This is a genomic window from Bradyrhizobium sp. BR 1432 (genome assembly GCF_051547705.1).
GTDB lineage: Bacteria > Pseudomonadota > Alphaproteobacteria > Rhizobiales > Xanthobacteraceae > Bradyrhizobium > Bradyrhizobium zhanjiangense.
This window is the reverse complement of record NZ_JBPUGF010000003.1, coordinates 478,747-493,061: the sequence shown is the minus strand read 5'-3', so window position 1 is coordinate 493,061 and position 14,315 is coordinate 478,747. Positions and strand designations below refer to the sequence as shown.

Below are 14,315 nucleotides of genomic sequence, written 5' to 3'. Positions count from 1 at the left end.
GTCGCGCATATGCGCCCCGTGCTCGAGGTGGCGGACATCTTCCGCCGCCACGGCGCTGCGTTCCGTACCGCGCAGGGCTCTCGGCTCACATCCGACCAGCGCCGTGTGATGGCAGCCATCGAGGCGTGCCGCACAGCGACGCTCGGCGGCCATGTCGAGCGGTGCGACGACTGCGGCCTGGTTCGCGCCGCGTACAACAGCTGTCGCGATCGGCACTGTCCAAAGTGCCAAGGCCTCGCGCGCGCCCAATGGCTCGCCGAGCGCCAAGCCGATCTGCTGCCGGTCCCCTATTTCCATGTTGTCTTCACCGTCGCCGGCGCCAGTAGCCGCTATCGCGCTGCAGAACAAGGCGGTGGTCTACGACATCCTGCTCAAGACGGCGGCCGAGACGATCCGTCTCATCAGCGCCGACCCGAAGCATCTCGGTGCCGAGACTGGGATGATCGCCATTCTCCACACCTGGGGGCAGACCCTGACGCATCATCCGCATGCCCATTGCCTCGTGCCGGGCGGCGGGATTGCCCCTGATGGAAGCTGGGTTGGCTGCCGCCCCGGCTTCTTCCTTCCCGTTCGCGTCCTGTCACGATTGTATCGTCGGCTATTCCTGGAGCGCCTCCAGGCGGCGTTCGATAGCACCAAGCTCCAGTTCTTCAGCCACCTCGACCACCTGAGCGAAGCGGCTGCATTCGCCCGCCATCTAAACGCCCTCCGCAAGGTCGAGTGGGTCGTCTACGCCAAGCGTCCCTTCGGCGGACCAGAACAGGTTCTGGCGTATCTCGGCCGCTACACCCATCGCGTTGCGATCGCCAACGGCCGGCTCATCACCTGTGAGCAGGGCCACGTCCGCTTCCGGTGGAAGGATTATCGCGCCGGCAACAAATCCAAAGTGATGACGCTCGAGACTGACGAGTTCATCCGTCGCTTTCTGCTCCACGTATTGCCGAAGGGGTTTCGCCGCATCCGTCATTTTGGCTTCCTGGCGAACGCCTGCCGCGTCGCCAAACTCGCGCGCATCCGAGCGGCGCTAAAGGCGCCGCAACCACCTCCGCCTGCCGAAGCTGTCGACTATCGTGAGCGCTGCGCCATCCTCATTGGTCACCGCCTCGACTTGTGCCCCATCTGCGGAGGCCGCATGGTCGAGATTGGGCCTGTGCCGCGTGCGCAAACGCCGCGACGCGCAGCACCTCGCTGCGATACATCATGACCGACTACCTCGACTTGTTCGCTCCCACTGCAGGCATCGCCATGCCGACGTTCTCCGTCGGAACGATCAAGCACGCTCAGAACGCGCGGCGAACGGGCGATAGTCAGCCGCTTGGGCTTTGACGCGCCGTTCGACGTTATCGACGGCGGCATCCTCTGCCGCCAACATCAGCGGCAATCTGCGGCCACACTCGCTCGCGGGCCCGACATCGGGTCAATCGCGCCTACCGGCGCCTAGATCGAGCCTCCCATAGGTCCTCGCTCACAAGACGCGGCTTCGTTCAATCCAGCTTCAAATAGGTCCCGCGCTGGACTTGCGGCGAGATCTTGCGACGCGGGACCTATTTGAACCCTCCAGTATTCCGAGATGATCTCGCCCACCATTCCGATTTGATGTCGCCCGGGGCGCGAGGCGTTCTGGCTGTCTGGTTTCTGGCATCGGCGAAGCCGCGTGGTCAATCTTGAATCGCGACTCGAAGGACTTGTTTTTTTGCTGCTCCTGCTGTGGGCATGTGGGCAACGCCCTTCGCGTTGTCCAAGCGCAGCGGCATGTCCACAGCGCCACTGGCTCAGGCCTTTCGGCCGGGCTTGCGGGTTCGTCGGAGGCTCTCGCCGTTGAGATCGATCCGGTGGGCATTGTGGACCAGACAGTTGAGGACGGCGTCGGCGTAGGCCGATTAGCGCGTGCCACTGATCGACGGGAAGCTGGCTGGTGACGATGGTGGAGCGGCGGCCGTAGCGGTCCTCGAGGATCTCGAGGAGGTCGTGGCGGGCCGCGGGCGTCGAGCGGCTCGAGGCCCCAGTCGCCGAGGATGAGGAGATCGACACGGCCGAGCGCGCGCAGCAGGCGCGGGTGGCGGCCGTCGCCGCGCGCCAATGCCAGATCGCTGAACAGTCGCGGGACGCGCTGATAAAGCACGGAGCGATTGTCGCGGCAGGCCTTGTTGCCGAGCGCCGAGGCGAGCCAGCTCTTGCCAACGCCGGAGGGTCCGCAGATCAAAAGGTTGGCGTGGTCGTCGATCCATTGCCCTTCGACCAGCATCGTCAGCAGGCTGCGGTCGAGGCCACGCGGGGTGCGATAGTCGATGTCCTCGACGGAGGCCTGCTGACGCAGCTTGGCGTATTGCAGCCGCTTCGAGAGCCGCTTGTCGCGTCGCAGCAACGCTTCGCGTTCGAGCAGGAGCGCGAGCCATTCGGCGTGGCCGAGGCTGGCTCGCCTCGCCGCCGGCTTCGATGTCGGCGAAGGCCTTGGCCATGCCGTGAAGGCCGAGCGCGTGAAGTTGATCGAGGGTCGGATGCGTGAGCAAGGCATGATCTCCTAATTGTAGTAGCGTGGCCCGCGGATGTTGGGATGGAGGATCGGCGCATCGTCCGCGGGACGCTCGAGTGAATGCCACCGATCGAGATTGTTGGCGAGGATCGATTTGACCGAGCCGTAGGTGCGCGCGCCGATGTCGATCGCCCGCATGGCGGCGGCATCGAGCCGCTCTTGCCCGTAGGATCTGGCGAGCCGGATGATGCCGAGACAGGCGCGGAAGCCCTGTTCCGGGTGTGTACGCTCATCGAGGATCAGCTCGCACAGCGCCGCAGTGGCCGGCCCGATCATGGCCGCGCCCTTGCGGATGCGCTCGATGGTCCAGCCGGCGTAGCGCCGATGACTGGACGCCATGTGTTCCGGCACGGTCGTATGTTTGTGGTTGCCGCTCATGCGCTGATGCGCGGCGATCCGCTCACCTTTGTGGAATATCTCGACGGTGCGGGCGGTGAAGCGGACCTCGACCTCGGCGCGGGCGAAGCGATGCGGGACGCTGTAGTAATGCGCCTCGACCTCGACGTGGTAGTCGATACTGACTCGGCAGATCCGCCACTCGGCGAACACGTACGGGCTCTCCGGCAAGACCCTGAGTGCCGGCCGGTCGATCTCCTCCAGCAGCTTGCGGCGGGTCACGCCGAGCCGCCGGATCGGTCGCTCGTTGAGCCGGGTCATTAACTCGGCGATCGCCGCGTTGACCTCGACGAGGCTGTGGAAGGTCCGATGGCGTAGCCGTCCGAGCAGCCAGCGCTCGACCATGAGGACCGCCTGCTCGACCTTCGCCTTGTCCCGTGGCCGCCGTGGCCGCCGTGGCCTGGCCGGCAGAATGGCGGTGCCGTAATGTGCCGCCATGTCGGCGTAGCTGCGGTTGATCTGCGGATCGTACAGGCAGGCCTTGATCACGGCGACCTTGGTGTTGTCCGGCACCAACAGTGCCGGCACGCCGCCGATCGCCTCGAAGGCGCCGACGTGGCCATCGATCCAGTCGGCGAGCCCCTGCGTCCAGGTCGCCTGCGCGTAGGTGAAGCTCGATGCGCCGAGCACCGCGACGAAGATCTGCGGGTGCGCCTCTCGCCGGTGAACCGGTCGATCACCACCGGCACGCCGTCGCCCGCATAATCGACGAATAGCTTGTCGCCGGCTGCATGCGACTGGCGCATCGTCACCGACAGCCGGCCTTCCCAGGCGCGGTAGAGCTCGCAGAACCGCGAATTGCGATACCCGCCGGGTTCGCCCGCGATGTATTCCTCCCACAGGATCGACAGCGTCACGTGCTTGCGCCGGAGCTCGCGGTGCACCGCCGCCCAGTCCGGCTCGGCCTGCCGGCGATGGCCCCGCCGGGTGCCGAGACCGGCTCCCGCGCTGGCGAACAACCGGGCTTCCAGCACAGCGTCGGTGATGTCGTCGGGCAATGGCCAGGTCAGCCCCGCCGCTCCGAATCGGCGAATCGTCAATCGCACCGTCGAAGGGCTGTCCCCACCCGCCGCGCAATCTCGCAGGTCGGCATCCCGGCCGACTTCAATCTGATCACATCGCGCACATGGCGCATCGCAAACCTCTCCGTCGGCATCCAGGTCCCCCTCGCAAAGCCGAAAGGCGGGACCGTAGCGGAGCCAGAAGAGGCCTCGTCACCCCGGGCGACATCATCCCGGAATGGTGGGCGAGATCATCTTGGAATGGTGGGCGACATCAAATCGGAACGGTGGGCGAGATCATTCTGGAATGGTGGGCGACATCGAGCGGAATCAGCAAGCTCCGTCTTGAGCGTGTGAAAGAAGCTCTCCATGGGAGCATTGTCATAGCAGTCGCCCTTGCGGCTCATCGACGCCCTGAGACCGCGCAAATGATCCGCCATCGCCCAGCCGACAATCCTAACCAGATGGAGCTGCACCCGCACCATGCCGAACTTGGAGGGTCATGCTCGTCGATATCGGAGAAAAGATTTAAGACTTGTACTCAGTTGCGCGCGCTCCAACCTCCAGCCATTCTTTTGCCGGACTTGCGTCGCCGCAGTCTGTTACATCAAGTAGGTGCTGATGAAATGGTGTGTCGCGCTACCCGCTGACGCCCGTCTCTTCTTGAGCTATTTCCGAGACGCTGCAACAACCTTCTGTTAGAAGATCGGAACTATCTGCAGACACGTTAATGACCGCAACTTGACTGCTTCATCGTTCGGATTAGTCTTTTTTTAGAGTAAGCTTGAATGCATTAGCCCAAATTGCTTGGCGTAAGGCCATGCTGACGCCTGCTGCCTTCCCGTCGATCGGCGAGCCAACAGCGCTTCTTTGGGCGTTTTTGAGCAATGTCTATCTGTGGGGCGGGGTGGCTTGTTATGCAATCGGCATGCTATTTTGGCTGGCTGTGCTCTCAACTAATGAGGCGAGTGTTGCGTATCCAATGCTATAAATCGGGTATGTAATTGCAATCGCATTCAGTTTCATTCTACTCGGCGAAGCAATACCACCTGCAAGACTTGTTGGCGTCCTGTTGATTTGCGTCGGCGTAATGTTAATTAGTGGAGCAGCGTAGCCCGATGCGGCACGTCGCTACCGAAAGCTGAGGACCGCAACGTCGTGACGTGCCCCCCAATCCGCACGATGGGGATCGGCAAGAGTCGCCTCGTTTTGGACAGCGCTCTCGGGAAAGGGCGCGTATCGTGACGCTTGCTAGTATTGAAGACGAGATGCATCAGGATGTTTCAGACTGTGAGATCATGTGCCGTTGCATGGTGTGGCTGGCGGGCGAGACTGCGCTGGCAGGCGCGCCGGCAGGTCAGCCGGGCAATAGCCGGAAGGGCTGACGGCGGATCATCGTTGAAGCGCCTAGGCTGCCATGAGGAGTGGCGGCGGGATGAAGTAGGCTTGATCCGGCGTGCTGCCGTCAAGACTCGAATGGGGACGCCTGCTGTTAGAGAAGTCGAGATAGCGACCGATCGAGCTGCGCGCCTCGCTGACGCTGTCATAGGCCCGCAGGTACATTTCCTTGTATTTGACGCTGCGCCACAGCCGCTCGACGAACACGTTGTCCCATCAGGCGCCCTTGCCGCCTGGCGTTCATGCTGATGGCGATGCCGTTGCTGGCGAGCGCGCCGGTGCAGGCCGCCAAGCGTGGCCGGCAGCAGCGCTGCCAAGCCAAAAAACTCCGGAAGCGCCACTCTCCAGCCGCGCCTTCCACGCCCTAATCTGATCGGGGTAGACGTCGAACTGCTCGGCAACCTGAGCTGCGGAGCCCGCTCTGTCCGCTCGATTACCGCAGCGACCTGATCATTGATGGTTCGACGACGGCCAGGGCGGGCTTCGCACCCTACCACTTGCCACGGTTGTGTTCTTGCCACAGACATACTCGACAAGCCATCTGCACGCTCAGGATCGCGCGCCACGTCCGGATAACTGAGCTGGTCCCGCAAATCTGAACAGTGCGATAAGTGGAGTTTCTGCCTGACGGCGGGAGAGACGATGAGCAGACGAGCACGGCGGAACCACACTCCGGCTTTCAAGGCGAAGGTGGCGCTTGCCGCCGTCAAGGGTGACCGCACGCTGGCGCAACTAGCGGAGCAGTTCGACGTTCACCCCAATCAGATCACATCGTGGAAGGCCCAGCTCGAAGGCAGATCTACTATTTGCCGCGTCCAGTGCCGCCCAAAGACCTCGCGCTGATGCAACGGCTCGACCGGCTGCATCTGAAGTTTCCCTTCGCCGGTTCGCGAATGCTGCGAGGCCTGCTGGCTGCCGAGGGGTGCAAGATCGGCCGCCGGCATGTCAAAACGCTAATGCGGCGGATGGGGATAGAGGCGCTCTACCGCCGTCCGCGCACCACCCAACCCGAGCCCGGCCACAAGATCTATCCGTATCTGCTGCGCGGTATGAAGATCACGCGTCCGAACCAGATCTGGGCGATGGACATCACCTACATCCCGATGGCGCGAGGCTTCGTCTATCTGGCCGTGGTGCTGGACTGGGCGACCCGCCGGGTTCTGTCGTGGCGGCTGTCGATCACCATGGAGGCGGCATTCTGCGTCGCGACACTGGAGGATGCCTTGGCCCGTCACGGCAAACCGGAGATCTTCAACACCGACCAAGGCTCGCAGTTCACCGGCGCGGCGTTCACCGGCGTGCTCACCGACAACGGCATCGCCATCAGTATGGACGGCCGGGGCGCCTGGCGGGACAACGTGTTCGTCGAGCGGCTGTGGCGCAGCGTCAAATACGAGGAGGTTTATCTGCGGGCCTACGAGAACGTCAGCGAAGCGCGTGCCTCGATCGGCCGATACCTCGACTTCTACAACCGCGCATCAGAACACCCATTTGTCTATGTTGTTGAAGAGAAGAGACTTTGTTGATCGGGATGCGATCCTGCGGGGTATCTTGGGTTCTGCCGCGCTCGTTCGGTGATGGATGTGGCGGCATCCGTGGTCAAGGCCGCGCGCGCGAAGATCCATGGCCCATCCGGCAGAGGGTGGACGGCTTCGATCTGACCAGCTTCTGCGGCCAAGCGCAGCGTCTTGGATGCGACCTTGAGAAGCCTGGCGGCGTCGGAGAGATTGAGCCATGGCTCGACGCTATCCTCGGCCCGCCGGAAGACGGGTATCCGATGATAAGATCGCGTGGTTGTGACGCGCTCACGGGTCCAACGGTTGCCGTTGCCCGTCTTGAGGCCGTTGCGGTTGAGCAGGCCCGCAATCAGGTCGTCGCTGGCGATCAGCACCAGTTGCCGGATGGCTGCGATGATGTCACCGGAGGTGCTGTTACGCTGCCCCCGTCGACGCTTCGGCAGCCGCATCTCGCTGTGAGCGCCGCCCGCCCAATGCACGACAAGAACGATCTCGGACGCTTCGTCATCGATATCGGCAACGACCTCGTGGATCAGCGTACGGACGATGCGCTTCTTCAGCCGCGCATCGATGGTCGGCCCTGACCAGATTGACTTGAGGTCTGAGGCCAGCACGCTGAGCATCTTTGGATCGATCGCTGTCGGTGCGGTCGTCGCATCATGCGCGGCAATCTTGCTCTCTACCTCGGCGACGCGGGCAAGCGAGCGATTCCAGCGCGTCTCAAGCTCCGCGGCAACCAGGCGATTTGCCGGATCCGCCGTGTCATATTGCCGGAAGGCGCGATCGGCGGCGTAACGGGCCGCTTCGAGATCACGGCCGAGCGCTTCGCGAACTTGATCCCTCTGATGTGTGGCTTGGGCTGCCGCGGCCGTAGCCGCCGCAACGGCGCCGGGTCCGACAACGCCGAGCAGTGCCCCTTCGATCGCATCATCGACGCGCAAGCCACCGAACGCGATGCAGCGCGGTTCGCCGTTGTCCATCCAGCCGCGCGAGCAGCTGTAACGGGGGATGTGATGCTTCATACCGCTGTAGCGCAGCGTCAGCTTGCGGCCACAACGCCGGCAGCGGATGAGCCCGGTGAGCAGCGCCTCGCATGCTTGGGCGCGCCATGATGCCGGCTCGTGGGCACGTTACTGGAGACCATTGTACGGATCGCTTCGAACCTCTCCCAGTTCACATACCCTTCGTGGGCGTCCGGCTTGAGGACGAGCCACTCGGCGCGCGCCTTCCGCCGGATCTTCGCGCCTGCGCCATGGACGCCGTACCCCGTCGCTACGGCTGTTCTACCATAGGCGTAGGCTCCGCCGTAGACCGGGTTCTCGACCATCCTGTGGAGAGTCGCGTAGCTGGGCCGTCGCCAGGCTGTGTCGCCGTTCGGCTGCTTCACCGGTAGGTCGAGGCCGTGCTCATGGAACCACAGCAGCGCCTGCCGCGCGGTCCCGAGTTCCTCGATCTTGTCGAAGACGAGCGTAATGGCGTCCTGCACACGCCGGTCCGGATCCTTCTCGTAGCGATCACCGACCTTCACAAAACCGACTGGCGTAGCCGCAATCAGTTCGCCACGGCTGGCCTTCTCGTAGCGTGCCGAGAGCGAGCGTTGTCGCAAAAGGTCCAGCTCATACTCGTTGAGGCTCCCCTTCAGCCCGAGAAGCAGTCGGTCGGTGCCATGCCGCGGAGCATAGACAGCTTCCTGGTCAACCAGCACCGTGTCGACGACGCGACACATCTCGATCAGCTGTTGCCAATCCCGGCTATTGCGGGCAAAGCGCGAGACCTCCCGCGCACAGACTGCGCCGACCTTGCCGAGGCAGACCTCGGCCACCATCCGCTCGAAGCCCGCGCGCTGGACGCCGCCGGCAGCGGAACGCCCAAGATCATCGTCGATCACCTCGATCTTGGACCACCCCAGCGCCGTCAATCGGTCGCGCATCGCGTATTGCAACGCGCTGCTCTCACGATTGTGCAGAACCTGATGGGCGGAGGACTGGCGCACATAGAGGATCGCCTTGCGCTCGAGATGGTGAGGGCGGACCTTGTCACTGATCATGACCGTCTTGCCTCTTCGCGAGCGTTGCGCTTACCCGTGCATGGTCCAGCACCAGCTGCGTCATCAAGTTCACCAGCGCATCCTGCGCCTCCTTCGGCAGCTCCCGCCATTCCGGTACCCCGACGGCGCCGTGCGCTATGCCACCCGTGAACAGGTCCATCTGATGCACGCCGAACCGCCGGTTGCGCCGAACCGGGTTCGCCGATATCGCCGTCCTGCTTGCCATGAGCCTCTCCCCGATTCTGATCGTGAGAGACTCCGCATGAACCGGAAAGCGGTTCATTCAATGATGATGTCGCGCTCTTGACCGCTGAATCGACAAGCGACGACAACGCGTTGAGCGCTTCCAGGCTGACAAAGGGCTCTGCCGTTAGGCTGCCACCGCGAGCACATGCCGCGCGGTCGAACATCCAGGATGGGATCTCCAGAAAACGCTGCGTCTCCGATCCATCCAGCGTGCAGCGGAAAACAACGCCGTCCGCCTTGTCGATCACACCATGGACGAAAACCTCGCGGCCTGCCCAAGGGTGATGCCGGTACAGAACCTCACGGCATACGGTCCCGTGGGCGTTCTCAAGCCTTGTTGTACAATGGCCGCCGTCCACATTCGAGCCTTGACGGCAGCACGCCGGATCACGCCTACTTCACCTCGCTGCCGCTCCGCACGGCAGCCTAACCCCGGCAGAGGCTCCACTTATCGATGCGGAGATTCTGTTCAGACAACCGGGACCGGCTCAAACTACCGGGCTACAACTTGACTCGTATGCGCGCTCTTGGGCACTCAGCACCACGGCTTAATTGGCCGACCTCCAACAGCTGCATTCGCCACAAGTGCTCTCCTCGACAGAGATTCAAGGCGTCATATGATGTGACGAACTTCCGTCCCAGATGACGAGTTTTACGTGGCGGACTCTTAAGAACACCCGACACGCCCACATCGATGCGATGGTGGAGCATGGGTAGTTCAACTGCTGCTACTTATCGGTTATCTTCTTGTTCTACGGATTTAGCGGCGCCCCGAGCGCCATCGTATGGGACGGTAACAAGTAACTTTCGCCGGGCAGACTACCAATCCTGGTAATTGATCTAGCCAACAGAAACATGTCAATTGGGGCGCACAGGCCGGTTAGAAGGCGAGGGATATTGTGCTTTCGGCTGAGCACCGACACTGTCCTCGCACGAAACGTGTCAAAACGAGCTCTGGGCAGAAATTTCAAGCGCTGAGGCGCGCGTTTCCCACGTGGACCGGCCAAAAGCTGAACGCGGCGCGTGGGGCTGCTATTCAATGGAGGAATGAAATGGCACGCAATGGTGAAATGGCACTCGGATTATTCCTTGTTCAAGCGGGATACAATGAAGGTGCATGGCGCGATCCAACTGTACCGGCGAATTGCGGAGTTGATATCAACTATTACGCTGATATGGCGGCAATTGCCGAAGGGGCGGCATTTCACTTCGTATTTCTCGCAGACAGCCCAAGTGTATTAGAACGAGATAATGCGCACATAGCTCGTGTAAGCCGAAACGATGGATTCGAGCCCATCACGCTAGTGTCTGCACTTTCATCAAAAACACAAAACATTGGCCTTGTCGCGACAGCGACGACAACGTACCACCACCCTTATCATCTTGCGCGAATGTTCGCCTCACTCGACTACCTGTCGCAAGGACGTGCGGCCTGGAACATTGTCACGTCGGGAAATAAGTTCGAAGCACCGAATTTCGGTGACAGCGAACTTCCAGATCATGACGCCCGCTATGCTCGAGCGCGAGAGGCGGTAGACGTTGTAAAAGGTCTATGGGACACGTGGACGGACGACGCTTTCGTTCGCGATAAAGCCAGTGGTATCTTCGTTGACACTAAGAAGCTGCATTTGCTTGATCACAGAGGGCAGTACTTCGCAGTCAGAGGCCCTCTCAACATCGCACGGCCTCCGCAAGGATATCCGGTGCTGGTTCAGGCCGGCGCCTCCGATGCCGGAATGCAGTTCGCTGCAGAGGTTGGCGAGGTCGTGTTCACTGCCGCCGGGTCCCTAGAAAACGATAGGCGATATTATGCAGCTCTAAAAGGGAAAGCGCGCGCACTTGGGCGAGAGGACGATCAGGTGCTAGTCATGCCGGGCATTGTTCCAATCGTTGGGAGAACCAAGCAGGAAGCGTCTGAGAAGCTTAAGAGACTACAATCCTATACACACATCGACGTTCTAATTGGAGCGGCCGATCGTTGGTTAGGATTTGTCACTGATCTTCGTTCAGTGGATCTCGACTCATGCGTCCCCGAAACCTTGCCGCAGACTAATTTTATTCAAAGTCGGCAAAAGCTACTCCTGCACCTGGCCGCACGCGAGAAATTTACCTGGAGACAACTCATCCGGTTCATATCGGACAGCCGTGGCCATCTCATGCCCGTCGGAACGCCGGACGAGGTTGCCAACACAATGATTGAGATGTTTGATGAATATGCGTCCGACGGATTCAATGTAATACCGGCAATGGCTCCGGGCGAACTCAAGGATTTTGTTGACCTCGTCGTTCCCGAATTGCGCCGCCGAGGTAAATTCAGGTCCGAATACTCCGGACAGACCCTAAGAGAGAACCTTGGTCTGCGGCGGCCAATCAATAGTGCGGCATAGGGAAATGTAGGCAATCTCCAGTGAAAAAAGCCAAACCCATTGAGAGTTCGGCCTTTGGGATTGCGGGACGGTCAGTAACACATAAGGGGTGCGGCGCCCTATGACAACGCAACGGTCTCGATGTTTGACATCGACAACAGTATCGAGCCGCATGGAGATGCAGCGCTGGTTGAGCGGCTCTCGATCTCAGTGCTCTCGCGGCGGATCGTCGCAAGCACCCCTGTGTAGGTGTTTAGTAGCTCCCGTGCATGATGTCGACGGGAACGTCATCGCGTGAAGAATGGCGGCACGGGAATCGGCATGGCTGGAAAGAGGGGCCCTCGATGGGAGTGTTGTCGCATCTGCGGGTCGTCGAGATTGGTAGCTCGGCCGCAACCAGCTATTGCGCGCGGCTGTTTGCGGACTTCGGCGCCAACGTTCATAAGGTCGAACCACCGGCAGGTGATCCCATTCGCCGCAGCGCGCCACTCACGCCGGGTGGCCAGAGCGCATGGTTCGCGTTCCTCAACTACAACAAGTCAAGCACAGTCATAGATAGCGCCGGCCCCGACGCGATCGCTCGGCTGACTGCAATCATCGAGCATTGCGATATTCTGCTCGACGGGCGCGATGTTGATCCTGCGGATTGTCCGACGATTGATGTCGCCGCAATTCGGCAGCGGTGCCCCGGGTTGATCTATCTCGAAGCAAGCTGGTTCAGCCACGAAGGGCCCTATGCGGGATCTCTGCAACGGATTCGATTGTCCGCGCGCTCGCGGGCCTCATCAAGCTAGTTGGATCGGTTGAGGGGCCACCGTTGCTCGCACCGGATTTCCAGACGGGTATCCTTGCTGGGCTATGGGGCTTCATCGCCGCGGCTTCTTCAGCGTTTGCGCGAATGCAGGGCGGGGCAGGGCGGTCGTGGTCGCTCAGTATCTTTGAATCGAGCCTCACTCTCAGTGAGTATCTTAATGTTCGAAGCGTTTGCGCGCGGGAACGTGATGCACCGGATTGGCATTAACCGCTTCTGGCCGACTTTTCCGGCTGGCATTTATGAAACAAAGAAGGGGTGGCTCGGCGTCACCACAGGGACTCCGGCACAATGGCGGGCGTTCTGCCACATGCTCGATCTGTCGAAATTGGGCAATGACCCGGCCCTGTTCTTGGGCGTCGATCGTCTTGAACACGTGGAGCTGATCGAACGACAGTTCGTTCCGAAGCTGAAGAGGAGGACAGCGCAGGAGTGGTTTGCGGAGGGACTGAAGCGCAAGATCCCGATTGTGCCAGTGCCCGAAATATCCGATCTGCGTCGGGATACGGAGAAGAAGGAGCGCGGCGCGATTGTGCCCGTCGTGTTTGGCGAAGAAGAAGGTCTGACGGTTGGCTCAATGCAGCGACTAACGTTCACGCCGCCGCGCCGCGGCGGAAGGGTTCCGGCTCTCGGCGGGCAGCAGCCTGTCGCAAATATCCGAAGATATGTGACCGGAACTGCGTCCGCATCGTCGGGCCGCATCGGTGTCGCAGCACCGCCATTGCAGGGAATTCGCGTCATCGACTTCTCAATGGGCTGGGCGGGTCCGTTGTGTACCCGTACATTGGCTGACCTCGGTGCCGATGTCATCAAAATCGAGGCCATCCAATATCCGGATTGGTGGCGCGGCGTTGATCGGCGGCCTGCTTACGTCGAAGGGCAGATGTACGAAATGAAGCCCGAATTCTGTGTCATGAACCGCAATAAGCGCGGCATCACACTCGATCTGACGCGGCCGCAAGGCCTTGCCCTTGCGAAACGGCTATTGGCAGGAGCTGATATTGCCGTCAACAATTATTCGGTCGATGTACTGCCAAAGCTCGGGCTTGGCTACGACGCGCTCAAAACTCTCAATCCTCGCCTCGTTGTGATGTCGATGTCAGCGTTTGGCACAAACAGCGTCTATCGTAATTGCCGGGCCTACGGCTCAACGCTCGAGCAGGGCTCGGGGTTGCCGACAGTGATCGGAAACCCCGGCGAGCCACCTGTGATGAGCCACATCGCGTTCGGGGATGCCGTCGGCGGGTTGAACGGCTGCGCTGCGGTGCTGGTTGCGCTAACTCACGCCCGCATTACCGGGCAAGGACAGTTCATCGATCTTGCGCAGATCGAATGCATGATGCCGTTTGTGGCGCCATGGATTACTGTCCATTCAATCAACGATATGCCCCCAAGAAGGTATGGCAATCGACATCCGCAGTTTGTACCGCATGGCTGCTTCCGATGTGCGGGTGAGGACAATTGGATCGTAATAGCCGCGACGGACGTGGATATGTGGCAGAGGCTTGCTACACTTATCGGCCGGCCAGACTGGGCTGCGGATCCATCGCTGAAATCTGCGGAGGGACGCCGGATCATTGAGAATGTGATCGAGAGGGGCATCGAAGCCTGGACGCTCACGCGTGATGCAGATCAAGCCATGTTCGAGTTGCAGGACGCCAGGGTTGCGGCCGGTGTGGCGCGTCTTCCGATTGACCTGCTCGAGGATCGGCATCTCAGCTCGCGCGGGTTTCTGCAGGCGGTCGAGCGAGATTTCATTGGTTTGCATCCGCAGCCCTCGATGCCAATTCGCGAAGGCAAAGAGCCCTATGCGATCCGCGCAGCGGCACCGACGTTGGGGCAACATAACGCAGAGATCCTCTCCGGGCTTCTCGGGCTCTCTGACGACGAGGTTGTACAATTACAAAGGGAAGGCATCATCGGTACAGCGATGCTCTCGGAGGAGGAGCTCGCAAGAACAAGGCAGCCGTCGTTAGGCTGACAAGATGAGCGCTACGACA

General features: G+C 61.1%; 9 protein-coding genes and 5 pseudogenes. 8 read left to right on the top strand and 6 right to left on the bottom strand.

Annotated features, from left to right (window positions below):
* Positions 1-9 precede the first annotated feature (9 nt).
* Both ACSKB8_RS02510 and ACSKB8_RS02505 read left to right on the top strand, forming a co-directional pair.
* Positions 10-1,204 (top strand): annotated as a pseudogene (locus ACSKB8_RS02510) (IS91 family transposase).
* A complete protein-coding gene (locus ACSKB8_RS02505) occupies positions 1,201-1,326 on the top strand; it encodes a hypothetical protein (protein ID WP_438102285.1) in 126 nt (41 codons plus the stop codon). Before ACSKB8_RS02510 ends, ACSKB8_RS02505 begins: the two are co-directional and overlap by 4 nt.
* 446 nt (positions 1,327-1,772) lie before the next feature.
* Here ACSKB8_RS02505 and istB read toward each other — a convergent pair.
* Positions 1,773-2,510, bottom strand: a pseudogene (istB, locus tag ACSKB8_RS02500) (IS21-like element helper ATPase IstB).
* Between the two features lie 11 nt (positions 2,511-2,521).
* Positions 2,522-4,064: pseudogene (istA, locus tag ACSKB8_RS02495) on the bottom strand (IS21 family transposase).
* Positions 4,065-4,750: 686 nt separating this feature from the next.
* Between istA and ACSKB8_RS02490 the strand changes: the two are divergent.
* Positions 4,751-4,921, top strand: coding sequence for a hypothetical protein (locus tag ACSKB8_RS02490; protein WP_438102284.1), 171 nt, complete (start codon positions 4,751-4,753; stop codon positions 4,919-4,921).
* Positions 4,922-5,337: 416 nt separating this feature from the next.
* Here the strand turns inward: ACSKB8_RS02490 and ACSKB8_RS02485 are convergent.
* Positions 5,338-5,541: pseudogene (locus ACSKB8_RS02485) on the bottom strand (integrase core domain-containing protein); the annotation flags it as partial.
* A 429-nt stretch (positions 5,542-5,970) separates the two neighbouring features.
* On the opposite strand from ACSKB8_RS02485, the pseudogene ACSKB8_RS02480 reads away from it, so the two are divergent.
* Positions 5,971-6,815: pseudogene (locus tag ACSKB8_RS02480) on the top strand (IS3 family transposase); the annotation flags it as partial.
* Positions 6,816-6,823: 8 nt separating this feature from the next.
* Here ACSKB8_RS02480 and ACSKB8_RS02475 read toward each other — a convergent pair.
* From ACSKB8_RS02475 to ACSKB8_RS02465, 3 genes are all read right to left on the bottom strand, one after another.
* On the bottom strand, positions 6,824-7,468 hold the full coding sequence (locus tag ACSKB8_RS02475; protein WP_438102282.1) for a recombinase: 645 nt from the start codon (positions 7,466-7,468) through the stop codon (positions 6,824-6,826).
* A gap of 416 nt (positions 7,469-7,884) precedes the next feature.
* Complete coding sequence (locus ACSKB8_RS02470; RefSeq protein WP_438102281.1) at positions 7,885-8,892, bottom strand: recombinase family protein; 1,008 nt, start codon at positions 8,890-8,892, stop codon at positions 7,885-7,887.
* A complete protein-coding gene (locus ACSKB8_RS02465; protein ID WP_438102279.1) occupies positions 8,882-9,118 on the bottom strand; it encodes a hypothetical protein in 237 nt (78 codons plus the stop codon). Before ACSKB8_RS02465 ends, ACSKB8_RS02470 begins: the two co-directional genes overlap by 11 nt.
* 1,072 nt (positions 9,119-10,190) lie before the next feature.
* On the opposite strand from ACSKB8_RS02465, the gene ACSKB8_RS02460 reads away from it, so the two are divergent.
* From ACSKB8_RS02460 to ACSKB8_RS02445, 4 genes are all read left to right on the top strand, one after another.
* On the top strand, positions 10,191-11,525 hold the full coding sequence (locus ACSKB8_RS02460; RefSeq protein WP_438102277.1) for an LLM class flavin-dependent oxidoreductase: 1,335 nt from the start codon (positions 10,191-10,193) through the stop codon (positions 11,523-11,525).
* A gap of 329 nt (positions 11,526-11,854) precedes the next feature.
* Positions 11,855-12,298, top strand: coding sequence for a CoA transferase (locus ACSKB8_RS02455; protein WP_438110354.1), 444 nt, complete (start codon positions 11,855-11,857; stop codon positions 12,296-12,298).
* A complete protein-coding gene (locus ACSKB8_RS02450; protein ID WP_438102275.1) occupies positions 12,187-12,525 on the top strand; it encodes a CoA transferase in 339 nt (112 codons plus the stop codon). The genes ACSKB8_RS02455 and ACSKB8_RS02450 overlap by 112 nt, the downstream gene beginning before the upstream one ends.
* Complete coding sequence (locus ACSKB8_RS02445) at positions 12,476-14,296, top strand: CoA transferase (protein ID WP_438102274.1); 1,821 nt, start codon at positions 12,476-12,478, stop codon at positions 14,294-14,296. The genes ACSKB8_RS02450 and ACSKB8_RS02445 overlap by 50 nt, the downstream gene beginning before the upstream one ends.
* Positions 14,297-14,315: the final 19 nt, after the last annotated feature.